The organism is Pseudomonas sp. WMBT8 (genome assembly GCF_050916005.1).
Classification (GTDB): Bacteria; Pseudomonadota; Gammaproteobacteria; order Pseudomonadales; family Pseudomonadaceae; genus Aquipseudomonas.
Genome location: NZ_CP188096.1, coordinates 5707741 through 5728247, shown reverse-complemented (window position 1 = coordinate 5728247; position 20507 = coordinate 5707741). Strand labels below are relative to the sequence as shown.

Sequence of the window (20507 nt, the reverse complement as noted above, 5' to 3'; positions counted from 1 at the left end):
GTGCTGAACTGCACGAGTTATGTGAGTCGGAGGTTTTTTCGTATGACCACTTCTTTGCAACCTGCTTATGCTCTGGTCCCGGGTGCGAACCTGGAAGCCTATGTGCACACGGTCAACAGCATTCCATTGCTGACGCCCGAGCAGGAGCGTGAACTGGCCGAGAGTCTCTACTATGAGCAGGATTTGGGGGCGGCTCGGCAGATGGTGCTCGCCCACCTGCGTTTTGTCGTACATATCGCCCGTAGCTATAGCGGCTACGGCCTGGCCCAGGCTGACCTGATCCAGGAAGGCAACGTCGGCCTGATGAAGGCTGTGAAACGCTTCAACCCGGAAATGGGTGTGCGCCTGGTGTCGTTCGCCGTGCACTGGATCAAGGCGGAAATCCACGAGTTCATCCTGCGCAACTGGCGCATTGTGAAAGTGGCAACCACCAAGGCCCAGCGCAAGCTGTTCTTCAACCTGCGCAGCCAGAAAAAACGCCTGGCGTGGCTGAACAACGAGGAAGTCCACCGTGTGGCCGAAAGCCTCGGCGTGGAGCCTCGGGAAGTGCGCGAGATGGAAAGTCGCCTGACCGGCCATGACATGGCCTTTGACCCGGCCGCTGAAGCGGACGATGACAGCGCTTTCCAATCGCCGGCCAATTACCTGGAAGACCACCGGTATGACCCGGCGCGTCAACTGGAAGATGCCGATTGGAGCGACAACTCCAATCACAATCTGCACGAAGCACTGGAAGTGCTGGACGACCGCAGCCGTGACATCCTCTACCAGCGCTGGCTGGCAGAAGAAAAAGCCACGCTGCACGACCTGGCGCAAAAGTACAATGTGTCGGCCGAGCGCATTCGTCAGCTTGAGAAGAGCGCGATGAATAAGCTGAAACTGTCGATCGCCGCCTAACACGCAGCGAACGAGAAAAAAAACGCCCCGATCGAAAGATCGGGGCATTTTTGTTCGTGCCGCGCCCCTGTAGGAGCCGGCTTGCCGGCGATGGCGATCTACCGGCTCTCAATGATTGGCTGATACAGCGCCATCGCCAGCAAGCCGGCTCCTACAGGTTTTATGTTGCGTCAGTTGGCCCACGGCGCCTTTCGCGTACTGTTCAGCTCATTCAAATAGCCAGTACCACCCAACTGCCCCATCTGCTGGCGAATCCACGCCGCCCGCCGCGCCACATACGCGGTCGGATGGCTGGCACTCCACACCCGTGGATTGGGCAGTACCGCTGCCAGATAACTGGCCTGCTGCCGCGAAAGCCCCTTGGCACCCACGCCAAAATGATGCCGCGCTGCCGCCTCTGCGCCAAACACACCTTCGTCCCATTCCACGCTGTTGAGGTACACCTCAAGGATCCGCTGCTTGGGCCAGAGGATTTCGATCAGCCCGGTAAACCAGGCTTCCAGGCCCTTGCGCAAATAACTGCGGCCGGCCCACAGGAACAGGTTTTTCGATACCTGCTGGCTCAGCGTACTGGCGCCGCGAATCGAGCCGCCGCGCTCGTTATGCAGCAGCGCAGCCTGGATCGCCCCGAAGTCAAAACCCCAATGCTGCGGGAAGCGCTGGTCCTCGCCGGCCATCACCGCGACTTTCAGGTCATCGGAGATCTCATCCCACGGCACCCAGGTACGTTGCAGGTCAATGGGCTCGCCATCGACCCAGGACTCGATCTTGCGCTCGACCATCAGTGCGGTAAACGGCGGCGGGACGACACGAAACAGCAGCACCAGCAAAACACTGCCGATGACAAACCATTTCACGACTTTGAGAAAACGACTGAAGAGGACACGCAGCATAGAGATGGCTTGGCCGAACCCGTTGAGCGGGCCATTATACAGACCCGGCCCTTTGAGTCTGACTGGAGTTCCTCATGCTGCGTGGCTTTCTGATGTTGGCGGCCTTTTTCGGCTTTACCGGTGTTGCCCTCGGCGCGTTCGCCGCCCATGGCCTGAAAAAAAGCCTGACGGCTGAATACCTGGCGATATTCCACACCGGCGTGACCTACCAACTGGTGCACGCCCTGGCGTTGTTTGGCGTGGCCTTGCTGGCCGCGCATGTGCCCGGGCGCCTGGTGCTCTGGGCCGGTGTGTCGTTCAGCATCGGCATCTTGCTGTTCTCCGGCAGCCTGTACCTGCTGACCACCATCGGCATTGGCAAGTTGGGGATCATCACGCCGTTTGGCGGCCTGGCGTTCCTGATTGGCTGGCTGTGCCTGGGGCTCGCCGCCTGGCGCCTGCAACTGACCGCCTGACGCTTGTAGCTGACCTTCAGGTCACGATCAGGCTAGAATGCTGGCCCCTAAAAACGATGGCGGCCCGTGGCATGCGCATTCAATTGAACGGCGAATCCTATGAACTGCCCGACGGTGAAACCGTCGCGGCCCTGCTGACCCGTCTGGAACTGACCGGACGTCGCGTCGCAGTGGAGCTCAACCAGGATATCGTCCCGCGTAGCCAGCACACCGAAACCGCCCTCACCGAAGGCGATCAGGTTGAAGTGGTCCACGCCATCGGCGGCGGCTAGCCCTGCGGCAACTACCCGGATTCTGCAGAACCTCACCCCAACTCGAGGATTTCCCATGAGCATCGTTCGTAGCGACAAGCCCTTCGTCCTGGCCGGTCGTACCTACCAGTCGCGTTTGCTGGTAGGCACCGGCAAGTACCGCGACATGGAAGAAACCCGCCTGGCTATCGAAGCCTCGGGCGCCGAAATCGTGACGGTGGCTGTGCGCCGCACCAATATCGGCCAGAACCCGGGCGAACCGAACTTGCTGGATATCCTGCCGCCGGATCGCTACACCATCCTGCCCAACACTGCCGGTTGCTACGACGCCATCGAAGCTGTGCGCACCTGCCGCCTGGCCCGTGAGCTGCTCGACGGCCACAACCTGGTGAAGCTGGAAGTGCTGGCGGACCAGAAAACCCTGTTCCCCAACGTGATCGAAACCCTCAAGGCCGCCGAAACCCTGGTCAAGGAAGGGTTCGACGTGATGGTCTACACCAGCGATGACCCGATCATCGCCCGCCAACTGGCCGAGATCGGCTGCATCGCGGTGATGCCGCTGGCCGGCCTGATCGGTACTGGCCTGGGGATCTGCAACCCGTACAACCTGCAGATCATCCTCGAAGAAGCCAAGATCCCGGTGCTGGTGGATGCCGGCGTCGGTACCGCGTCCGATGCCACCATCGCCATGGAACTGGGCTGCGAAGCGGTGCTAATGAACTCGGCCATCGCCAATGCGCAACAGCCGATCATGATGGCCGAAGCCATGAAACACGCGATTGTCGCCGGCCGCCTGGCGTACCTCGCCGGGCGTATGCCAAAAAAACTTTACGCCAGCGCCTCCTCGCCGCTGGATGGTCTGATCAAGTAAGAGCCATTGATGACTGAATCAAACGAAACGCCGAACCCCGTGGAAGAAGGCGACGAGTCCAAGCACCGCCGCATCAAGAGTTTTGTGATGCGTGCCGGGCGCATGACCGAAGGCCAGCAAAAGGGCCTCGACCAGGGCGCGCCGCTGTTCGTCTTGCCCCTGGCCGATGCGCCGGTGGACTTCGACCAGGTGTTTGGCCGTTCTGCCCCGCGCTCCCTGGAAATCGGCTTCGGCATGGGCCATTCCCTGCTGGAAATGGCTGTGGCGTCGCCCGAGCAAGACTTTATCGGCGTGGAAGTGCACCGTCCGGGCGTGGGCGCGCTGCTTAACGGCGTGCTGACCCAGGGCCTGAAAAACCTGCGGGTCTATGACTGCGATGCGATCGAAGTGCTTAACCGCTGCATCGCCGACAACAGCCTCGACCGCCTGATGCTGTTTTTCCCGGATCCATGGCACAAGAGTCGTCACCACAAGCGCCGTATCGTCCAGGCGTCCTTCGCGGAACTGGTGCGCAGCAAGCTCAAGGTGGGCGGCATCCTGCACATGGCCACCGATTGGGAACCGTATGCGCAGTACATGCTGGAAGTGATGAACGTCGCCCCTGGCTACCGCAACCTGGCCGAAGATGGTCAGTGCGTACCACGCCCGGCCGAACGTCCGATCACCAAGTTCGAACGCCGTGGCGAGCGGTTGGGGCATGGGGTTTGGGATTTGAAGTTCGAAAAGCTGGCTTGATCAGCCAGAAAACTGGAATGCGACCAACTGTAGGAGCTGGCTTGCCTGCGATAGCGTCACTTGGGTATCACTGATACACCGAGGTGATGCTATCGCAGGCAAGCCAGCTCCTACAGTTGTTTTGTGGTGGGCTTTGAGTCAGCGACGGTCGGCAACCACGCCAATCAACACCAGCACCACCAACAGCACCGGTGCCAGGCTGTAGTTATTGAACTGGCTCAACCCCCGCACAATCCACGGCGTGGCGTAGATCAGCGCAGCGCCGCTGCCGATCATGCACAGCAGGGCCATCAACGGTACGCGCAAGGCGCCGGCGATGCTGCCCAGGCGCGCTTCGACCCAGCCCTTGATGTCGGCGCCGAACAGCACCAACAGGCAGCCTACCAGCGCCAGGGAGATTTCCGACAGGTTGCTACGGCTCCAGCGGGATACGGTGGCGAGCAGGTCGAGTACCAGATCCATTCGATTTCCTTAGAGCGATCAGCTCAAAAACTTCTGCAGCAGGTCATTGAGAAAGAGTTGCCCACGGTCCGTGGCCGCCAGGCGTGACGGTTCGACCTGCAATAAGCCACTTTGTTCGGCATCCCTGCGGGCTTGATCCAGGCTGGTCAAGTCCAGGCCGGTGCGCTCGGCATACAGCTTGGCTTCCACGCCCTCGGTCAGGCGCAGGGCGTTCATCAGGAACTCGAAGGGCAGTTCCTCGTTGGTCAGCTCTTTCATGCCTGCCTGGAAGCTTTTTGCCGGGTTGAGGTAGTCCTTCGGTGCGCGGGTCTTCCAGGTGCGCACGATGCGCCCGTCTGGATGGCTGAGCTTGCCGTGGGCGCCGGCGCCGATGCCGATAAAGTCGCCAAAACTCCAGTAATTGAGGTTATGCCGCGCGGGCCGGCCCGGCTGGGCGTAGGCCGAGACTTCATATTGCGCGTAGCCGTGTTCGGCGAGCAGGGCCTGGCCGGCTTCCTGGATATCCCACAGGGTGTCGTCTTCCGGCAGCGTCGGCGGCTGGTTCCAGAACACGGTGTTGGGTTCCAGGGTCAGTTGGTACCACGACAGATGGGTCGGCTTGAGCGCAATCGCCTGGCGCAGGTCGCCCAGGGCGTCGTCCAGGGATTGATCGGGCAAACCGTGCATCAGGTCCAGGTTGAAGTTATCGAACCCGGCCTGGCGTGCCATGCCGGCGGCGCGTACGGCTTCGTCGCCGTTGTGGATGCGGCCCAGGGCCTTGAGCTTTTCCTGCTGGAAGCTCTGGATGCCAATCGACAGGCGATTGATCCCCAGCTTGCGGTAGGCGACGAACTTCTCTTGCTCGAAGGTGCCGGGGTTGGCTTCCAGGGTGATTTCGATATCGCTGGCAAACCGGATACGTTGCTCCACACCCTCCAGCAACCGGCCCAGCGCCGCCGCACTGAACAGGCTTGGCGTGCCGCCGCCAAAGAAGATCGAACTCAACTCGCGGCCATACACCGCGTGCAGGTCCTGATCCAGGTCCGCCAGCAGCGCGTCGACATACTCTTCTTCCGGCAGCACTTTGCTGGCGGTGTGGGAGTTGAAGTCGCAATAGGGGCATTTACGCACGCACCACGGGATGTGGATGTACAGCGCCAGGGGCGGCAGCACTGGCAAGGCCGCCCGAGGTGTTTGCGCGCCACCGAGGATCAGGGGCTGCGCGGAGGTGTTCTGGGTCATTTCAAGCCCAGGCGCTGGCGCAGCAGATCCATTGCGCGGGCGCGGTGGCTGATCTGGTTCTTGTCGGCGGGGCTCAGTTCGGCGCTGGACACATTGCGCTCCGGCACCCAGAACAGCGGGTCATAGCCAAACCCGTGCTCGCCGCTGGCCGTATGCAGGATGCGCCCGTGCCACAAGCCTTCGCAGAGGATCGGCAGCGGGTCGTCGGCATGCCGCACCAGCGCCAGCACGCAGACAAACTGCGCGCCGCGCATCGCGTCCGGCACGTCCTTGAGGGCGTCCAGCAGCTTGGCGTTGTTCGCCGCGTCGCCTTTGCCGTCGGCATAGCGCGCCGAGTAGATGCCAGGAGCGCCGCCGAGGAAGTCCACCGCCAGGCCCGAATCGTCGGCCAGTGCCGGCAGGCCGGAAATGCGCGAGGCATTGCGGGCCTTGAGGATGGCGTTTTCGACGAATGACAGGCCGGTCTCTTCCGGCTCCACCTGGCTGAACTCGCCAATCGAGCGCAATTGCACCGATTCGCCGAGCATGGCCTGGAGTTCCTTGAGTTTGCCGGCGTTATGGCTGGCCAGTACGAGTTGTGTCAGGTTCATTATTCGGCCGGGAACAGTTCTTGGGTGAAACTGAAACCGTGGGCCTTGCCGCCGGTTTCAACATTGATGGTAAAGGTGCGGAATTCCTGCTGCGGCACCGAGTAGGGGGCGAGGTAGTAGATCGCGCCTTTTTCGGTGATTTGCTTGAAGGTCAGCATTTCACTTTTGCCGGTCAGGTCCTTGATCGTGCCGGTCACTTGCGCCGCCACGGGCTCCACGCCCTTGATCACCGAAACGTTGATCATGCCCTTGTTCTTGCTGCGCACCACGCCCACGGCCTGGGCTGTCTCGGGTTGCAGGAAGCTGGAGGTGAAGGTGCTGTAGTGCACGGTGATATCACCAAATGCCTTCTGCCGATTGCTGTCGATAGGGCCGGCGGCCATGGCACTGGCGCCCAGGCAGGCGGTGAGTAGAAAAATAGCCAGGCGACTCATGATCGTCCTCCTCGAAAATGGTTAGACGGCAATCTGGTGGTCGGTCAGGCCAGGACTGCTGACCCGATAAATCCCGATTTCACCCAAAAGATTAGGCCATAGCTTACTCGCCCAGCCGTGGCGATGCTGTTGATCGACGGCAAGGCGGTTGATCACCTTGGCTTCGCGCCCGCTGCACAATGCTTCGAAGTCCTCGAAGGTGCAGAAGTGAATGTTGGGCGTGTTGTACCAGGTGTACGGCAAGAAGTCCGATACCGGCATCCGGCCCTTGGTGGCCAGGTACCAGCGGCAGCGCCAGTGGCCGAAGTTGGGGAAGGTGATGATGCACTGGCGGCCGACGCGCAACATCTCGTCGAGGATCCGGTCCGGATAGTGCACGGCCTGCAGGGCCTGGGTCATCACCACGATATCGAAGCTGTTGCTGGCAAAGTTGCCCAGGCCCTTGTCCAGGTCCTGCTCGATCACGTTGATGCCCTTGGCCACGCACTGGGCGATGTTGTCCGGGTCGTTTTCCAGGCCATAGCCGGTGACTTGCTTGTTGTCGCGCAGCCAGCTCAGCAGTTCGCCATCGCCGCAACCCAGGTCGAGCACGCGGCTGCCGGCGGGGATCCAGTCTTGGATGATTTCCAGGTCGGCTCTCATGGCTTTCTCACAATGTAATGCGGTTCATGTAGTTGCTGAACGCCTGCAGGTAGCGCGGGATCGGGATCAGGAAGGCGTCGTGGCCTTGCGGTGCATCGATCTCCAGGTAGCACACGTCCTTGCGGGCGGCCATCAGCGCATCCACCAGTTCCCGCGAGCGGGCCGGCGAAAAGCGCCAGTCGGTGGTGAACGACATCACGCAGAACTTGGCGCTGGCCCCCTCGAAGGTCTTCGCCAGGTCGTCGTCAAAGTTTGCCGCCGGGTCGAAGTAGTCCAAAGCCTTGGTCATCAGCAGGTAGGTGTTGGCGTCGAAACGCCCGGAAAACTCCTCGCCCTGGTAACGCAGGTAGCTTTCGACCTGGAATTCGACGCTGTGGAAGTCGTAGTTGAGCTTCTCGCTCTTGAGCCCACGGCCGAATTTCTCGCCCATGGAGTCATCCGACAGGTAGGTGATATGCCCAACCATCCGCGCCAGCATCAAGCCGCGCTTGGGAATCACCCCGGCTTCCTGGAACGAACCACCGTGGAACTCGGGGTCGGTGAGGATCGCCTGGCGCGCCACTTCGTTGAAGGCGATGTTCTGCGCCGACAACTTGGGGGCCGAGGCGATGGCCAGGCAATGGCGCACGCGGTCGGGGTAGGTGATGGTCCATTGCAGGGCCTGCATACCGCCCAGGCTGCCGCCGATCACCGCTGCCCATTGCTGGATGCCCAGCAGGTCGGCCAGGCGTGCCTGGCTGTGCACCCAGTCTTCGACGGTCAGTACCGGGAAGTCGGCGCCAAACGGCTTGCCGGTTTCCGGGTTGAGGCTGCTGGGGCCGGTGGAGCCATTGCAGCCGCCAAGGTTGTTCAGGCTGACCACAAAGAATTTGTTGGTGTCGATGGGCTTGCCGGGGCCGATGCAGCTGTCCCACCAGCCGGGCTTGCGCTCGTCGGCGCTGTGGTAGCCAGCGGCGTGGTGATGGCCGGACAGGGCGTGGCAGATCAGCACGGCATTGCTGGCCGTGGCGTTCAACTCGCCGTAGGTTTCATAGATCAGGTCATAGGCCGGCAGCGATCGACCGCAGGCCAGGGCCAGGGGTTCGCTGAAGTGCGCCACTTGGGGCACGACCAGTCCAACAGAATCGGGGGGGAAGGCAGCTGGCATCGACCCTGCTCTCGTTTAAATGAGGCGTAAGTCTAAAGAGCGGGGGGGCCAGCGGCAAGCGAACCTTGTCCTGGCTGATGACGGCTTGTTTCTGTGGGAGCCGGCTTGCCGGCGATGGCGTTTTCGCGGGTGCCATCGCCGGCAAGCCGGCTCCTCCAAAGGTCAGATCAGCAAGCGCAGGATGTCCGGCATCATGGTCATTGCCGCCAGGTTGTTGATCACCAGCATGTCCAGGAGCTTGAGCACCATGAACGCAAGGATCGGCGAGATATCCAGGCCACCCAGGTTCGGCAGGATCTTGCGAAACGGCGCCAATGCCGGCTCGCAGATCTGGTTGACCAGTTCGGCGCCCGGGTTATGGCTGCCCGGTGCGACCCACGACAGGATCACGCTGATAATCAGGGCGAAGAAGAAAATCTTCAGGAACAGCGCGGTCACGCCGATCAGGGCCCAGACCAGCAGTTGCAGGAAATTGCCCATGGTGCCGTAGGTCAGCAGCAGCGTCAGGGCCATCAGCGCCAGTTGAACCAGGATCGCCAGGACCAGCGAAGACATGTCCAGGCCGAACAGGCTCGGGATCACCCGGCGCAGCGGCTTGAGCAGTGGCTGGGTGGCCTTCACGGCGAACTGGCAGAGCGGGTTGTAGAAGTTGGCGCGTACCAGTTGCAGGACAAAACGCAACAGCACGATCAGCAGGTAAAGGCTGCCGAGGGTTTGCAGTACATAGACGGCGGCGGTGTTCAAACCAATCATATTGGCTCCTTATTGACCCAGTTGTTCGGCAAGTTCGGCCGAGCGGTGCGCGGCGGCACCCAGTGCTTTTTCGACCAGGGCTTCAAAGCCCCCGGCCTGGAACGATTCGATGGCCGCCTGTGTGGTGCCATTGGGCGAGGTCACGCGCCGGCGCAACTCGGCCGCGTCTACATCGCTGGACACCACCATATGCGCGGCGCCGAGGGCAGTTTGCTGGGTCAGTTGCTCAGCGATTTCCCGTGGCAGGCCCAGCTTCACACCGGCGGCGGTCATGGCTTCGACCAGCAGGAAGAAATACGCCGGGCCACTGCCGGACACGGCGGTGACGGCATCCAGTTGCTGTTCTTCTTCCAGCCACAGGGCCACGCCCACGGCCGACAACAGCTCCTGGGCCTGCTCACGCTGGGCGGCGCTCACTTGGGCGGTGGCGTACAGGCCGCTGACGCCTTGGCGCAGCAATGATGGCGTGTTGGGCATGCAACGCACGATGGGCTGGGCGCCGAGCCAGTTGTTCATGCTGGCGCAGTTGATACCAGCGGCAATCGACACCACCAGTTGCTGCGGCGCCAGGCTTGGGCGCAGGGCTTCGCACACGGCCTTCATGGCCTGTGGCTTGACTGCCAGCACGATGACGTCGACGCCCTGGATGGCCTCGGCGTTGTCGGCGAAGGTTTCGATACCGTGTTCTGCGCTCACCCGGGCACGGGTCTCGGCGCCCGGATCGCTGGCGCGAATTTGCGAGGCTTGCAGGCCCTTGGCCCGCAGGCCGCCGATCAGGCTGGCCGCCATGTTACCGGCGCCGATAAAGGCTATACGCGTGCTGCTCATGACAGGTCCTTACTCAGATGGAAGTCAGCCATTTCATGGCTGGCCGTAGTCGCGGGCGCCAAACAGGGCGGTACCGATCCGCACCCAGGTGGCCCCTTGGGCAATGGCCGACTCAAGGTCATGGCTCATGCCCATGGAAAGTGTGTCGAGCCCCAGGTTCAGGCTCGCTTGCAAGTCTCGTACGGCGGCAAACGCGGCATCTTGCTGCGCGCGGTCGTCGGTGGGCTCGGGGATCGCCATCAGGCCGCGCAGCTTCAAGCGGGGCAGGGCCTGGATCGCCTCGGCCAATGCTGGCAAATCGGCGGGTGTACAGCCGGATTTGCTGGCTTCGCCACTGACATTGACCTGGATGCAGATATTGAGCGGCGGCAGGTCGGCCGGGCGTTGTTCGGACAGGCGTTGGGCGATTTTCAGGCGGTCCACGGAGTGCACCCAAGCGAAGTTCTCGGCGATAGCGCGCGTCTTGTTCGATTGAATGGGGCCGATGAAGTGCCAACTCAAGGGCAGGTCGGTTAATTCGGCCTGTTTGCCGAGGGCTTCCTGCAAGTAGTTCTCGCCGAAGTCGCGTATCCCTGCGGCATGGGCCTGGCGCACGGCTTGCGCGGGTTTGGTCTTGCTCACGGCCAGCAAGTGGACGCTGCTTTCATCGCGCTGCACGGCCCGGGCCGCGGCACGGATGCGCTCACTAACCAGGCCGATATTGTCTGCTATGGTCGACATTCAAGTTGCGCCCGTGGATATGGAGTCCGCGGCATTCTACTGGAAATGGATAGCCCTATGGACATCACTGAACTGCTGGCCGCAAGTGTCAGCCGGGGCGCCTCCGACCTGCATCTGTCGGCAGGGCTGGCGCCGAGGGTGCGCGTTGATGGTGAGGTTCTGCCGCTGGATTGGCCGGTGCTGAGTGCTGCCCAACTGGCCGACCTGCTCAGCCCGATCCTCAATAAACACCAACAAAAGGATTTCGAAACATCTCTTGAAACGGATTTTTCTTTTGAAGTGCCGGGTGTCGCGCGCTTTCGCGCCAATGTGTTCCGCCAGCACCGGGGGATGGGCGCGGTGTTTCGCGCGATCCCCTCGCGGGTCCAAAGCCTGGAAGCCTTGGGGCTTGGCGATGTATTCCGGCGCATCGCCGAGCTGCCCAGGGGGCTGGTGCTGGTGACAGGTACCACGGGCTCGGGCAAGTCCACCACCCTGGCAGCGATGGTCGATTACCTCAACAACACCCGCCAGCAGCACATCCTGACCCTTGAGGATCCCATCGAGTTTGTCCACGAACCGCGCAAGGCGTTGATCAGCCAGCGCCAGGTGCATCGCGACACCCACAGTTTCTCGATGGCCCTGCGTTCGGCGTTGCGCGAAGACCCGGATGTAATCCTGGTGGGGGAGTTGCGCGACCTGGAAACCATCCGCCTGGCCCTGACAGCGGCTGAAACCGGGCACCTGGTGTTCGGCACCCTGCACACCAGTTCGGCGGCAAAGACGGTGGACCGGCTGGTGGATGTGTTCCCGGTTGGGGAAAAGGCCATGGTCCGCTCGATGCTCTCGGAGTCGCTGCAGGCGGTGGTGAGCCAGGTGTTATTGAGCAAAGTCGGCGGCGGGCGCGTGGCGGCCCATGAAATCATGCTCGGCACGCCGGCGGTCCGTAACCTGATCCGCGAGGACAAGGTGGCGCAGTTGTACTCGGCGATCCAGACAGGTGGGGCGTTGGGGATGAAAACGTTGGATATGAGCTTGAAGGTGTTGGTCGGTCAGGGGCTGATTAGTCGCGAAGAGGCGCGGGGGCAGGCGCGGGTGCCAGCAGATATATAGGATGTGGGAGCTGGCTTGCCTGGGATGCAGGCAAGCCAGCTCCCACACAAGCCAGCATTCACATTTGCATTTACTGTCAGCGCTGCACAATCCGCAGGTTGTTCTGCTCTTTGGGCAGCACGCGCTTGGCAATCACGTAGTTCTTGTTCCAGAACGGTTTTTTCAGGGTGTCGATACTGACCGACTTGCCACGGCGTGGTGCGTGGATAAAACGGTCGTTGCCCAGGTAAATGGCTACATGGTTGACCTGGCGGCTCTTGAGCTTGAAGAACAACAGGTCGCCGGGCTTCAAATCCTTGCGATCAACCTTCTGCCCGTGGCCGCTGGCCATGGCATTGGAGGTGCGTGGCAAGTCCACCGCAGCTACATCATTGAAGGCGTATTTCACCAAACCACTGCAATCAAAGCCTTTACTTGGGCTGCTGCCGCCCCAACGATAAGGGGTACCGAGCACGTTGACCGCACGGCTCAAGACTTTGCTGCTTTGCTGGTTATTGCTCGCGACCAGGCCGGGAACTGCTTTAACGTTGGCCTTGCTCAGTTGAGCCGGGCGCTTGACGCTGAGCTTTACCGATTTGGCGGAGCTGGTAGTGGCGTGAACTTTAGGGGTGAAACCATTAACGTTCGGAAGTCGTTGCTCACGATTGGTGGCGTGGGCGGCCAGTGGCATCAATAGGCAAATGGTTAGCCATGTCTTTAAAAATGGTCGCATAAGGCAGGCTCTTGTTGGTTTGCGCGCAACTTTATAACAGCTTTTAGTGTCTTTCTCAGGCCGTTTGTCGACTGAACCTTGACGTCAAAATCAGGAAAACCGCGACGAACTGTCGCAATTGTCCTACACAAGTCAGGCGGCATAAGGCTTTGAGGGAAGCGACGATAGCATTTGCCGTACGTCGGGTGCCTGTAAAAAAGTCACAAAGAAACTAGAAATATTTATCTATCGAGGCAAAAGAGGTCATTCATGAACACCTATCGACAGGATGTTTCGCAACAGGACACTCACAGCAAGATGATCGGTTATCTGCTCTGGATCTTCGGTTTTACCGGGGCACACCGCTTCTACTACGGCAAGCCGGTGACCGGGACGATCTGGTTCTTCACCTTTGGTTTGCTGGGGATTGGCTGGTTGATCGACCTGTTTCTGATCCCGGCAATGGACCGTGAAGCCGACCTGCGTTTTACCGCCGGGCCGATTGAATACAACGTGGCGTGGATTCTGTTGGCGTTTCTTGGGGTATTTGGCTTGCACCGCATGTATCAGGGCAAATGGCTCACCGGCCTGTTGTACCTGGTGACCGGCGGCTTGTTCCTGATTGGCGTGCTGTATGACTTCTGGACGTTGAATACGCAGGTTTCGATCCGCAATGCCGAGCGGTTGGGCGGTCGCTGATCATCTCCAGCCTTGTGAGGATCTAATTGTGGGAGCGGGCTTGCTCGCGAAAGCGGTGTATCAGTCGACCTATTTGTTAACTGATACACCGCTTTCGCGAGCAAGCCCGCTCCTACATTTGACTGTGCCCGCTTCAGTTCTGGATCAAGCCTGGTAGCTGATCCGTCCATCCACCAGGGTGTAGCGCACAGTCGCCGGCAAGCTATGGCCGATGAACGGGCAGTTTTCACCGCGGGACAGCCACTGCTCGCCGGCGACAGTAGAACTGGCCGGGTCAAACAGCACCAGGTCCGCCGCCGCACCCACCGCCAGCTTGCCCGCCGGCAGGCGTAGCGCTTGCGCCGGGCCTGAGCTCAGGCGTGCCAGCAACGTTGGCAAGTCCAGCAACCCATCTTCCACCAGGGTCATTGCCAGTGGCAGCAGCAGCTCGACGCTACTGATCCCAGGCTCTGTCGCGCCAAACGGTGCCAGCTTGGCATCCCGTTCGTGGGGCTGGTGGTGGCTGGAGATCGCCGAAACCACCCCGGACTTCACCGCCGCACGCAAACCGTCACGGTCGGCGCGGGTGCGCAGTGGCGGTTGCACGTGGTACAGGCTGGAGAAGTCGATCAACGCCTCATCGGTCAGGATCAACTGGTACAGCGCCACATCGGCGGTCACCGGCAGGCCACGGGCCTGGGCCTGGGCGATCAAGGCTACGCCGCGGACGCTGGTCAGTTGGCTGAAGTGCGCGCGTACGCCGCTTTGTTCCACCAGCAGCAGATCACGGGCCAGGGCCACGGTTTCTGCGGTTTCCGGGATGCCTGCCAGGCCGAGGAAGCTGGCGGTAGGGCCTTCATGGGCCAGGCCGCCTTCGGCCAGGTCGTGGTCCTGGGAGTGGAAGATCACCGTCAGGTCGAAGGTGGCCGCGTACTCCAGGGCACGGCACAGGGTGCGGGTGCTGCGGAAACTCTCCAGGCCGTTGCCGAAGGCCACGCAACCCGCGTCGCGCAGGGCAATCAGCTCGGCCAGTTGCTCGCCATCCAGGCCTTTGCTCAGGGCGCCGATGGGGAACACTTTGCAATTGCCGGCCTCGCGGGCGCGGTCGAGGATCAGCTCGGCCACGGCCGAGGTGTCCAGCACCGGCTTGGTCTGCGGCGGGCAGCACAGGCTGGTGACACCGCCTGCAGCGGCGGCGCGGGTTTCGCTGGCGATGCTGCCTTTGCGGCTGTAGCCCGGCTCGCGCAGGGCCACGTTCAGGTCTACCAGGCCGGGCGCGGCCACCAGGCCTTTGGCATCGATGCTCTGAACCGGGCTGAAACCACTGGGGGCGGCGCCGATGGCGATGATCTTGCCGGCTTCCAGGTGCAGATCAGTGACTTGATCCAGGCCGCTGGCCGGATCGATGACTCGGGCGCCGAGAATGCTGAGCTTCACTGGGCGTTCTCCTGCTCGAATTGACGTTGGGCAGTTTGCCCGCTCATGGCCATGGACAGCACGGCCATGCGCACCGCGATGCCGTAGGTGACCTGGTTGAGAATCACCGAGTGCGGACCGTCGGCCACCGCCGACTCAATCTCCACCCCCCGGTTGATCGGGCCTGGGTGCATGACAATGGCATCCGGCTTGGCGCCAGCCAGGCGTGCGGTGGTCAGGCCGAACAGGCGGTAGAACTCGCCTTCGCTGGGCAGCAGGCCACCGGCCATGCGCTCGCGTTGCAGGCGCAGCATGATCACCACGTCGACATCCTTCAGGCCTTCGGCCATGTCGGTGTAGACCTTCACCCCGTATTGCTCGATGCCTACCGGCAGCAGGGTTTTCGGCGCGATCACGCGGATATCCGGGCAGCCCAGGGTTTTCAGGGCCAGCATGTTCGAGCGTGCCACCCGCGAGTGCAGGATATCGCCGACGATGGCCACAGAGAGGTTTTCAAAGCCGCCCTTGTGCCGACGGATGGTGAGCATGTCGAGCATGCCCTGGGTCGGGTGGGCGTGGCGGCCATCGCCACCGTTGATGATCGCCACCTGCGGGCACACGTGCTCGGCGATAAAGTGCGCCGCGCCCGAGTCGCCATGACGCACCACGAACATGTCGGCCGCCATGGCCTCCAGGTTGCGCAGGGTGTCGAGCAGGGTTTCGCCCTTGCTCGCCGACGAGGTGGAGACGTTCAGGGTGATCACGTCGGCTGACAGGCGCTGGGCCGCCAGTTCGAAGGTGGTGCGGGTGCGCGTCGAGTTCTCGAAGAACACGTTGCAAATGGTTTTGCCGCGCAGCAGCGGGACTTTCTTCACCGCCCGGCCGCCGACTTCAAGGAACGAGTCGGCAGTGTCGAGGATTTCGGTGAGCAATTCGCGGGGCAGGCCGTCGAGGGACAGGAAGTGTTGCAGCTGGCCCTGAGCGTTGAGCTGCAGCGGGCGCTTGGCATCTAGAGGCGTCATCGCGGGGACTCTTTACAAGGCGGTTTAAAGGGCGAGGTCTTGCAGTTCGAGTTCGAGCGGCGTGGGACCGGACAATTTTACCCGCTGCTGGGCCGAAAGCGACAGGGTCGCGCCCACCACATCCGGGCTGATCGGCAGTTCGCCAGCCTCGAGGTCGAGCAGGCAGACCAGGGTGATGCTGGCCGGGCGGCCGTAGTCGAACAGCTCGTTCATGGCGGCGCGGATGGTGCGGCCGCTCATCAGCACGTCATCGATCAGTACCAGGTGCTGGCCTTCGATTTCAAAGGGCAGCGCTGACGGGCGCACTTGCGGGTGCAGGCCGTTCTGGCTGAAGTCATCGCGGTAGAAGGACACATCCAGGGTGCCCAGGGGCGCATCACTGCCCAGCTTTTGCAGCAACGCCTGGGCGACCCACACGCCACCGGTACGGATACCGATGAAACGCGGCTCGCTGATGGCGCGGTGTTGCAGGTGGGTCGTGAGGCTCGTCGCCATCTGACGGATCAGTTCGGCGGGATTGGGCAGGCTCATGGTGGCTCCTTCAAGGGCTTGGGCAGCGTGACGCTGGCAAAGTCCGGGCTCAAACGTAAGAAGACGCGGCAAGCCGCGTCAGTCAGGATTCAAATAAAGCGGTGTTTTCATCCAGCCAACCCTGCAGCAGCAAGGCGGCGGCAATGGCGTCGACCGGGTTGTCGCGGTAGCTGCCTTTCTGCCCGCCACGGTCGCGACGCTCACCCTTGGCCTCGAAGGTCGTCAGGCGTTCATCGTGGGTATAGAAGGGCAGGTTGTAGCGGCCGTTGAGGCGGCGGGCGAACTTTTCGGCGCGCAGGCACATGTCGCTGGGGGTGCCGTCCATGTTCAGCGGCAGGCCGACCACCACTGCGTCGGGCTTCCATTCCTTGATCAGGGCTTCGACCTGATTCCAGTCCGGTATGCCGTTCTGCGCCTTCAAGGTACACAGCTCGCGGGCCTGGCCAGTGATGACCTGGCCCACGGCCACGCCAATCTGCTTGGTGCCGTAATCAAACCCGAGGATCAGTCGCAAGGCCATCAGGCGTGCCCCACCTGGCTGGTCAGCAGGTTGAGGTTGACCCCCAACTGCTTGGCCGCGGCATTCAGGCGCAGTTCGCTGGCGGTGTTGAACAGAATGTCGGCATCGAAGGGGCAGGTCAGCCAGGCATTGTTGGCCAGCTCTTCTTCCAACTGCCCGGCTTCCCAGCCCGCGTAACCCAGGGTGATCAGGCTCTGCTGCGGGCCGGCGCCATCAGCGATGGCAAACAGCACGTCCTGGGAAGTGGACAACGACACGCCCTCCAGGTCGACGGTTGCCTGGAACGTCGGGCCGCTGGGATGCAGCACGAAGCCGCGGTCAGTCTGCACCGGGCCACCGAAGTAGATCGGCACCGCCTGGCAACTGGCGGGTGGGTCGATCTCCGGGCGCAGTTGCTCAAGGATATCCGCCAGGTTCAGGTCTTGCGGTCGGTTGACCACCAGCCCCATGGCGCCATTGGCCGTGTGCTCGACGATATAGGTCAAGGTGTGCGCAAAGTTCGGGTCGGCCATATGGGGCATGGCGATCAGGAATTGGTGCTTGAGGTAAGTCGGGCTGACATTTTTCATGTCCGCTAGTGTGGCGTTGGAGGGGCGAACTGACAAGCTGGGGATGTGTAGGAATACGGTTAGCGGATTTGTTGCCCGTGTAGGAGCGAGCGTGGGGTAGTCAATTGCTGGAAAGCCGGTCGCCCTTGGCAAAGCGCCAGGTGCGGATGATTTCCAGGCGGTCGATATCGTTCAGGTCGCCGGTAAACGGGGCGAACGGTGCGGCCAGGCGCACGATGCGTTGTGCCGCCTGGTCCAGTAATGGCTGGCCGGACGACTCCAGCACCAGCACTTCATATAAGGAACCGTCGCGGTTGATTGATACGAGCAGGCGCAGGTTGCCGTAGATCTGCTGGCGCCGGGCCTCGTCCGGGTAGTTCAGGTTGCCGATGCGCTCGACCTTCTTGCGCCATTCGTCCTTATACCAGGCGCCTTTGTCGCGCATGGTAGAGGCGGCATTGAGCCGATAGATGCGCGGGCGCTTGGCATACAACTGTTGTTCGTTGGCCAGTTCGGCCTCCAGGCTGGAGATTTCGCTGGAAAGTTGCGAGCTGTCGAATGTCGGTGCGGGCTTGCTCGGCACAGGCTCGGTCTTCACGGCTTCGCGCTGGGTCACGGCCTTCTGGGGTTTTGGCGCAATGGTGGCGACGGCGGCCTTGGGCGCGGCCTGCTTGACCTCGGGCTTGGCCGCTGGAGGCGGGGTGACCTTATTGATCTTGTTGTCCTGGAAGGGCGCCACTTCGGTGGTCTTGGGCACTGCCTTTTTATCCAGGGTGCCGCTGCCCTGCTGGTTGTCCTGCGCCAGAAAGTCAGCCTTCTCGGGCTTTTTCTCACTTTTGAAGGTGGCGAGGGTGATTTCCAGGGTTTTGCTGATTTGCTGGGGTTCGACGAACGTGAAGCCCAGGCCGAGGATCAACGCCAAATGAATCAGCGCTGCCAGGAATAGGGTAAATCCGAGCCGATCAGCCGGGCGTACGCCGCTGTGGCTGAGTTCGGGGGGCAGGTCGGACGGAAGCGTCATAACAGGAAAACCAACATCGCGCGTCTCACGGGTGGCGCATGATAGCGCAATGTTGGTTTACATCTGGCTGTTCTATGTCACTTGGCTTGTAGCTTGTCGGCAATTGCCGCCATGAGCATTTCGCCGATATTGGTGCCGAACGCGTTGTCTATTTCGCGGATACAGGTGGGACTGGTCACGTTGATTTCGGTCAGGTGCTCGCCAATTACGTCAAGGCCTACAAACAGCAGGCCCTTTTCCCGCAGGGTCGGGCCAACCTGGGCGGCGATCCAGCGGTCCTTGTCGCTCAGCGGGCGGGCTTCGCCACGACCACCGGCCGCGAGGTTGCCACGGGTCTCGCCGGCCGCCGGGATACGCGCCAGGCAATAATCCACCGGCTCGCCGTCGATCATCAGGATGCGCTTGTCGCCGTCCTTGATTGCCGGCAGGTAGGCCTGGCCCATGATCTGCTGGGTGCCCAGGGCGGTCAGGGTCTCAAGGATCACCGACAGGTTCGGGTCGCCCGCGCGGTGACGGAAGATCGAGGTGCCGCCCATGCCATCCAGCGGCTTGAGGATCACATCGCCATGCTTGGCGGCAAATTCACGCAGCACATCGGCGCGGCGGCTGACCACGGTCGGCGGCGTGCACTGTGGGAACAGGGTGGCGAACAGTTTTTCGTTGCAGTCGCGCAGGCTCTGCGGCTTGTTGACGATCAGCACGCCGGCGCGCTCGGCCTGCTCCAACAGGTAGGTGGAGTAGACGAACTCCATGTCGAACGGCGGATCCTTGCGCATCAGGATCACGTCCAGGTCGCTCAGGGGGCTGTCGATCTCGTCTTGCAGCTCAAACCATTTCTCAGGGTTGGCGAACACCTGCAAGGGACGCATCCGCGCCCGCGCCTCGCCATCGCCCTGGTAAAGGTCGCGCTGTTCCATATAGAACAGGGTCCAGCCGCGGGCCTGGGCGGCCAGCAGCATGGCCAGCGAGCTATCCTTTTTATAGGAGATGCTGGCGATAGGGTCCATGACAATGCCGACGCGAACGCTCATGGGGAATTCCTCTAACAAATAAGGGCGCATAAAAGTGGCGTCAGAGTGGCGCTGCGGCTGTTGTGGGTCAAGGAAAAACCACCTTGCCGGTCGGCCGATAGATTGCCTCCCCAGTCTGTGCTAAAAAGGCTGCCATGGCGTGTCGGCCCTTGCATGGCAAGGGTTTTGGCGCTCCTCCCAGGCAGCATCCGGCAGTACACGCCGAAACCCGATTCGCTGTGGCGATGGTAGAGCAGATATGGAACAGCATTCCAACGCCTTGAAAGTGATGGTGATCGACGACTCGAAAACGATTCGCCGCACCGCTGAAACGCTGTTGAAGAACGTGGGGTGCGAAGTCATCACGGCCATCGACGGTTTTGATGCCCTGGCCAGGATCGTTGACCATCACCCGCACATTATCTTTGTCGACATCATGATGCCGCGCCTGGATGGCTATCAGACCTGCGCCCTGGTCAAGAACAACCCGGCGTTCAAGGCCATCCCGGTGATCATGCTGTCGTCCAGGGACGGCCTGTTCGACAAGGCCAAGGGGCGCATCGTCGGCGTCGATCAATTTTTGACCAAGCCTTTCAGCAAGGAAGAACTGCTCAGTGCGATCAAGGCCTATGTGCCGGGTTTCGCCGCAGTAGAACAAGCACATTGACCCAGCCCCCTGGGCTTGCGTCAACCAATGTAGTGGGGAAAACCATGGCACGCGTTCTGATCGTCGACGATTCGCCGACTGAAATGTACAAACTGACCGGCATGCTGGAAAAGCACGGCCACCAAGTCCTCAAGGCCGAGAATGGCGCCGATGGCGTGGCCCTGGCCCGCCAGGAAAAACCCGACGCCGTCCTGATGGATATCGTCATGCCCGGCCTCAATGGCTTCCAGGCCACGCGCCAGTTGTCCAAGGAGCCGGAAACCAACGGTATCCCGATCATCATCGTCACCACCAAGGACCAGGAAACCGACAAGATCTGGGGCGCACGCCAGGGCGCCAAGGCGTACCTGACCAAGCCGGTGGAAGAAGACAAGCTGATCGAAGTGCTGAACTCGGTGCTCAAGTCCTGACG

General features: G+C 61.6%; 27 protein-coding genes. 9 read left to right on the top strand and 18 right to left on the bottom strand.

The annotated features are described in order from the left end of the window. The first annotated feature begins 42 nt into the window (after window positions 1-42). Window positions 43-897, top strand: a complete 855-nt coding sequence (gene rpoH, locus ACO77H_RS26195) for an RNA polymerase sigma factor RpoH (protein WP_003176698.1) — start codon at window positions 43-45, stop codon at window positions 895-897. A gap of 170 nt (window positions 898-1067) precedes the next feature. Here the strand turns inward: rpoH and mtgA are convergent, their stop codons facing one another. After that, a complete protein-coding gene (gene mtgA, locus ACO77H_RS26190) occupies window positions 1068-1790 on the bottom strand; it encodes a monofunctional biosynthetic peptidoglycan transglycosylase (RefSeq protein ID WP_170042150.1) in 723 nt (240 codons plus the stop codon). A gap of 74 nt (window positions 1791-1864) precedes the next feature. On the opposite strand from mtgA, the gene ACO77H_RS26185 reads away from it, so the two are divergent. The 4 genes from ACO77H_RS26185 (at window position 1865) to trmB (ending at window position 4102) form a co-directional block, all read left to right on the top strand. Then, the gene (locus tag ACO77H_RS26185; protein ID WP_076963151.1) at window positions 1865-2245 is read left to right on the top strand and encodes a DUF423 domain-containing protein; all 381 of its coding nucleotides are present in this window, start codon (window positions 1865-1867) and stop codon (window positions 2243-2245) included. Between the two features lie 71 nt (window positions 2246-2316). Beyond that, window positions 2317-2517, top strand: coding sequence for a sulfur carrier protein ThiS (gene thiS / locus ACO77H_RS26180; protein WP_162947777.1), 201 nt, complete (start codon window positions 2317-2319; stop codon window positions 2515-2517). A 55-nt stretch (window positions 2518-2572) separates the two neighbouring features. Next, complete coding sequence (locus tag ACO77H_RS26175) at window positions 2573-3367, top strand: thiazole synthase (protein WP_017845016.1); 795 nt, start codon at window positions 2573-2575, stop codon at window positions 3365-3367. Window positions 3368-3376: 9 nt separating this feature from the next. Continuing rightward, on the top strand, window positions 3377-4102 hold the full coding sequence (trmB, locus tag ACO77H_RS26170) for a tRNA (guanosine(46)-N7)-methyltransferase TrmB (RefSeq protein WP_432754740.1): 726 nt from the start codon (window positions 3377-3379) through the stop codon (window positions 4100-4102). 138 nt (window positions 4103-4240) lie between these two features. On the opposite strand, the gene ACO77H_RS26165 is transcribed toward trmB, so the two are convergent. The 9 genes from ACO77H_RS26165 to ACO77H_RS26125 all read right to left on the bottom strand — a co-directional run bounded on the left by ACO77H_RS26165 (window position 4241) and on the right by ACO77H_RS26125 (window position 10899). Then, window positions 4241-4564, bottom strand: coding sequence for a DUF3392 domain-containing protein (locus tag ACO77H_RS26165; protein ID WP_034116244.1), 324 nt, complete (start codon window positions 4562-4564; stop codon window positions 4241-4243). 18 nt (window positions 4565-4582) lie between these two features. Further along, a complete protein-coding gene (gene hemW, locus ACO77H_RS26160) occupies window positions 4583-5785 on the bottom strand; it encodes a radical SAM family heme chaperone HemW (RefSeq protein ID WP_432754739.1) in 1203 nt (400 codons plus the stop codon). Continuing rightward, entirely contained in the window at window positions 5782-6378 is a 597-nt protein-coding gene (gene rdgB, locus ACO77H_RS26155) for an RdgB/HAM1 family non-canonical purine NTP pyrophosphatase (protein WP_169955044.1), read from the bottom strand. Before rdgB ends, hemW begins: the two co-directional genes overlap by 4 nt. Then, complete coding sequence (locus tag ACO77H_RS26150) at window positions 6375-6809, bottom strand: DUF4426 domain-containing protein (RefSeq protein ID WP_029300487.1); 435 nt, start codon at window positions 6807-6809, stop codon at window positions 6375-6377. Before ACO77H_RS26150 ends, rdgB begins: the two co-directional genes overlap by 4 nt. A gap of 21 nt (window positions 6810-6830) precedes the next feature. Then, window positions 6831-7451: a methionine biosynthesis protein MetW gene (gene metW, locus ACO77H_RS26145; RefSeq protein WP_029300485.1), complete on the bottom strand. Its 621-nt coding sequence runs from the start codon at window positions 7449-7451 to the stop codon at window positions 6831-6833. 7 nt (window positions 7452-7458) lie between these two features. Further along, window positions 7459-8598 (bottom strand): homoserine O-succinyltransferase MetX, encoded by a 1140-nt coding sequence (gene metX / locus ACO77H_RS26140; RefSeq protein ID WP_169954935.1) that lies wholly within the window; start codon window positions 8596-8598, stop codon window positions 7459-7461. A gap of 162 nt (window positions 8599-8760) precedes the next feature. Further along, on the bottom strand, window positions 8761-9351 hold the full coding sequence (locus ACO77H_RS26135; protein ID WP_057440376.1) for a YggT family protein: 591 nt from the start codon (window positions 9349-9351) through the stop codon (window positions 8761-8763). A 9-nt stretch (window positions 9352-9360) separates the two neighbouring features. Continuing rightward, a complete protein-coding gene (gene proC / locus ACO77H_RS26130) occupies window positions 9361-10179 on the bottom strand; it encodes a pyrroline-5-carboxylate reductase (RefSeq protein ID WP_057440375.1) in 819 nt (272 codons plus the stop codon). A gap of 33 nt (window positions 10180-10212) precedes the next feature. Further along, the gene (locus ACO77H_RS26125) at window positions 10213-10899 is read right to left on the bottom strand and encodes a YggS family pyridoxal phosphate-dependent enzyme (RefSeq protein ID WP_170042152.1); all 687 of its coding nucleotides are present in this window, start codon (window positions 10897-10899) and stop codon (window positions 10213-10215) included. A gap of 57 nt (window positions 10900-10956) precedes the next feature. On the opposite strand from ACO77H_RS26125, the gene ACO77H_RS26120 reads away from it, so the two are divergent. Then, window positions 10957-11991, top strand: coding sequence for a type IV pilus twitching motility protein PilT (locus tag ACO77H_RS26120; RefSeq protein WP_170042153.1), 1035 nt, complete (start codon window positions 10957-10959; stop codon window positions 11989-11991). 76 nt (window positions 11992-12067) lie between these two features. On the opposite strand, the gene ACO77H_RS26115 is transcribed toward ACO77H_RS26120, so the two are convergent. Beyond that, on the bottom strand, window positions 12068-12703 hold the full coding sequence (locus ACO77H_RS26115) for a C40 family peptidase (RefSeq protein ID WP_170042154.1): 636 nt from the start codon (window positions 12701-12703) through the stop codon (window positions 12068-12070). Window positions 12704-12952: 249 nt separating this feature from the next. Here ACO77H_RS26115 and ACO77H_RS26110 point away from each other — a divergent pair, with 249 nt between their 5' ends. Next, window positions 12953-13381 (top strand): NINE protein, encoded by a 429-nt coding sequence (locus ACO77H_RS26110; protein WP_170042155.1) that lies wholly within the window; start codon window positions 12953-12955, stop codon window positions 13379-13381. Between the two features lie 144 nt (window positions 13382-13525). On the opposite strand, the gene ACO77H_RS26105 is transcribed toward ACO77H_RS26110, so the two are convergent. The 7 genes from ACO77H_RS26105 to gshB all read right to left on the bottom strand — a co-directional run bounded on the left by ACO77H_RS26105 (window position 13526) and on the right by gshB (window position 19449). Next, on the bottom strand, window positions 13526-14797 hold the full coding sequence (locus tag ACO77H_RS26105) for a dihydroorotase (RefSeq protein WP_432754738.1): 1272 nt from the start codon (window positions 14795-14797) through the stop codon (window positions 13526-13528). Next, on the bottom strand, window positions 14794-15798 hold the full coding sequence (locus ACO77H_RS26100; protein WP_038444135.1) for an aspartate carbamoyltransferase catalytic subunit: 1005 nt from the start codon (window positions 15796-15798) through the stop codon (window positions 14794-14796). The genes ACO77H_RS26105 and ACO77H_RS26100 overlap by 4 nt, the downstream gene beginning before the upstream one ends. A 24-nt stretch (window positions 15799-15822) precedes the next feature. After that, window positions 15823-16329: a bifunctional pyr operon transcriptional regulator/uracil phosphoribosyltransferase PyrR gene (gene pyrR, locus ACO77H_RS26095; RefSeq protein WP_432754737.1), complete on the bottom strand. Its 507-nt coding sequence runs from the start codon at window positions 16327-16329 to the stop codon at window positions 15823-15825. A gap of 82 nt (window positions 16330-16411) precedes the next feature. Beyond that, window positions 16412-16849: a Holliday junction resolvase RuvX gene (gene ruvX, locus ACO77H_RS26090; RefSeq protein ID WP_005792259.1), complete on the bottom strand. Its 438-nt coding sequence runs from the start codon at window positions 16847-16849 to the stop codon at window positions 16412-16414. Then, entirely contained in the window at window positions 16849-17418 is a 570-nt protein-coding gene (locus ACO77H_RS26085; protein ID WP_170042156.1) for a YqgE/AlgH family protein, read from the bottom strand. Before ACO77H_RS26085 ends, ruvX begins: the two co-directional genes overlap by 1 nt. Before the next feature lie 100 nt (window positions 17419-17518). Then, window positions 17519-18418, bottom strand: a complete 900-nt coding sequence (locus tag ACO77H_RS26080; protein WP_169953560.1) for an energy transducer TonB — start codon at window positions 18416-18418, stop codon at window positions 17519-17521. A gap of 77 nt (window positions 18419-18495) precedes the next feature. Continuing rightward, entirely contained in the window at window positions 18496-19449 is a 954-nt protein-coding gene (gene gshB / locus ACO77H_RS26075) for a glutathione synthase (RefSeq protein ID WP_029300457.1), read from the bottom strand. A 238-nt stretch (window positions 19450-19687) separates the two neighbouring features. On the opposite strand from gshB, the gene pilG reads away from it, so the two are divergent. Both pilG and pilH read left to right on the top strand, forming a co-directional pair. Beyond that, the gene (gene pilG, locus ACO77H_RS26070) at window positions 19688-20095 is read left to right on the top strand and encodes a twitching motility response regulator PilG (protein WP_032858786.1); all 408 of its coding nucleotides are present in this window, start codon (window positions 19688-19690) and stop codon (window positions 20093-20095) included. 44 nt (window positions 20096-20139) lie between these two features. After that, window positions 20140-20505: a twitching motility response regulator PilH gene (pilH, locus tag ACO77H_RS26065; protein WP_169953561.1), complete on the top strand. Its 366-nt coding sequence runs from the start codon at window positions 20140-20142 to the stop codon at window positions 20503-20505. The last annotated feature ends 2 nt before the right edge of the window (window positions 20506-20507 follow it).

Coding starts and splice junctions, on each gene's coding strand:
- metW (WP_029300485.1), bottom strand. CDS start 7,451: ATGAGAGCCGACCTGGAAATCATCCAAGACTGGATCCCCGCCGGCAGC.
- pyrR (WP_432754737.1), bottom strand. CDS start 16,329: ATGAGCCTGCCCAATCCCGCCGAACTGATCCGTCAGATGGCGACGAGC.
- metX (WP_169954935.1), bottom strand. CDS start 8,598: ATGCCAGCTGCCTTCCCCCCCGATTCTGTTGGACTGGTCGTGCCCCAA.
- pilH (WP_169953561.1), top strand. CDS start 20,140: ATGGCACGCGTTCTGATCGTCGACGATTCGCCGACTGAAATGTACAAA.
- mtgA (WP_170042150.1), bottom strand. CDS start 1,790: ATGCTGCGTGTCCTCTTCAGTCGTTTTCTCAAAGTCGTGAAATGGTTT.
- gshB (WP_029300457.1), bottom strand. CDS start 19,449: ATGAGCGTTCGCGTCGGCATTGTCATGGACCCTATCGCCAGCATCTCC.
- ACO77H_RS26120 (WP_170042153.1), top strand. CDS start 10,957: ATGGACATCACTGAACTGCTGGCCGCAAGTGTCAGCCGGGGCGCCTCC.
- ACO77H_RS26150 (WP_029300487.1), bottom strand. CDS start 6,809: ATGAGTCGCCTGGCTATTTTTCTACTCACCGCCTGCCTGGGCGCCAGT.
- ACO77H_RS26085 (WP_170042156.1), bottom strand. CDS start 17,418: ATGAAAAATGTCAGCCCGACTTACCTCAAGCACCAATTCCTGATCGCC.
- thiS (WP_162947777.1), top strand. CDS start 2,317: ATGCGCATTCAATTGAACGGCGAATCCTATGAACTGCCCGACGGTGAA.
- ACO77H_RS26185 (WP_076963151.1), top strand. CDS start 1,865: ATGCTGCGTGGCTTTCTGATGTTGGCGGCCTTTTTCGGCTTTACCGGT.
- rpoH (WP_003176698.1), top strand. CDS start 43: ATGACCACTTCTTTGCAACCTGCTTATGCTCTGGTCCCGGGTGCGAAC.
- ACO77H_RS26125 (WP_170042152.1), bottom strand. CDS start 10,899: ATGTCGACCATAGCAGACAATATCGGCCTGGTTAGTGAGCGCATCCGT.
- ACO77H_RS26080 (WP_169953560.1), bottom strand. CDS start 18,418: ATGACGCTTCCGTCCGACCTGCCCCCCGAACTCAGCCACAGCGGCGTA.
- hemW (WP_432754739.1), bottom strand. CDS start 5,785: ATGACCCAGAACACCTCCGCGCAGCCCCTGATCCTCGGTGGCGCGCAA.
- ACO77H_RS26135 (WP_057440376.1), bottom strand. CDS start 9,351: ATGATTGGTTTGAACACCGCCGCCGTCTATGTACTGCAAACCCTCGGC.
- ACO77H_RS26115 (WP_170042154.1), bottom strand. CDS start 12,703: ATGCGACCATTTTTAAAGACATGGCTAACCATTTGCCTATTGATGCCA.
- trmB (WP_432754740.1), top strand. CDS start 3,377: ATGACTGAATCAAACGAAACGCCGAACCCCGTGGAAGAAGGCGACGAG.
- ACO77H_RS26175 (WP_017845016.1), top strand. CDS start 2,573: ATGAGCATCGTTCGTAGCGACAAGCCCTTCGTCCTGGCCGGTCGTACC.
- ACO77H_RS26100 (WP_038444135.1), bottom strand. CDS start 15,798: ATGACGCCTCTAGATGCCAAGCGCCCGCTGCAGCTCAACGCTCAGGGC.
- ACO77H_RS26110 (WP_170042155.1), top strand. CDS start 12,953: ATGAACACCTATCGACAGGATGTTTCGCAACAGGACACTCACAGCAAG.
- ruvX (WP_005792259.1), bottom strand. CDS start 16,849: ATGGCCTTGCGACTGATCCTCGGGTTTGATTACGGCACCAAGCAGATT.
- ACO77H_RS26165 (WP_034116244.1), bottom strand. CDS start 4,564: ATGGATCTGGTACTCGACCTGCTCGCCACCGTATCCCGCTGGAGCCGT.
- proC (WP_057440375.1), bottom strand. CDS start 10,179: ATGAGCAGCACGCGTATAGCCTTTATCGGCGCCGGTAACATGGCGGCC.
- pilG (WP_032858786.1), top strand. CDS start 19,688: ATGGAACAGCATTCCAACGCCTTGAAAGTGATGGTGATCGACGACTCG.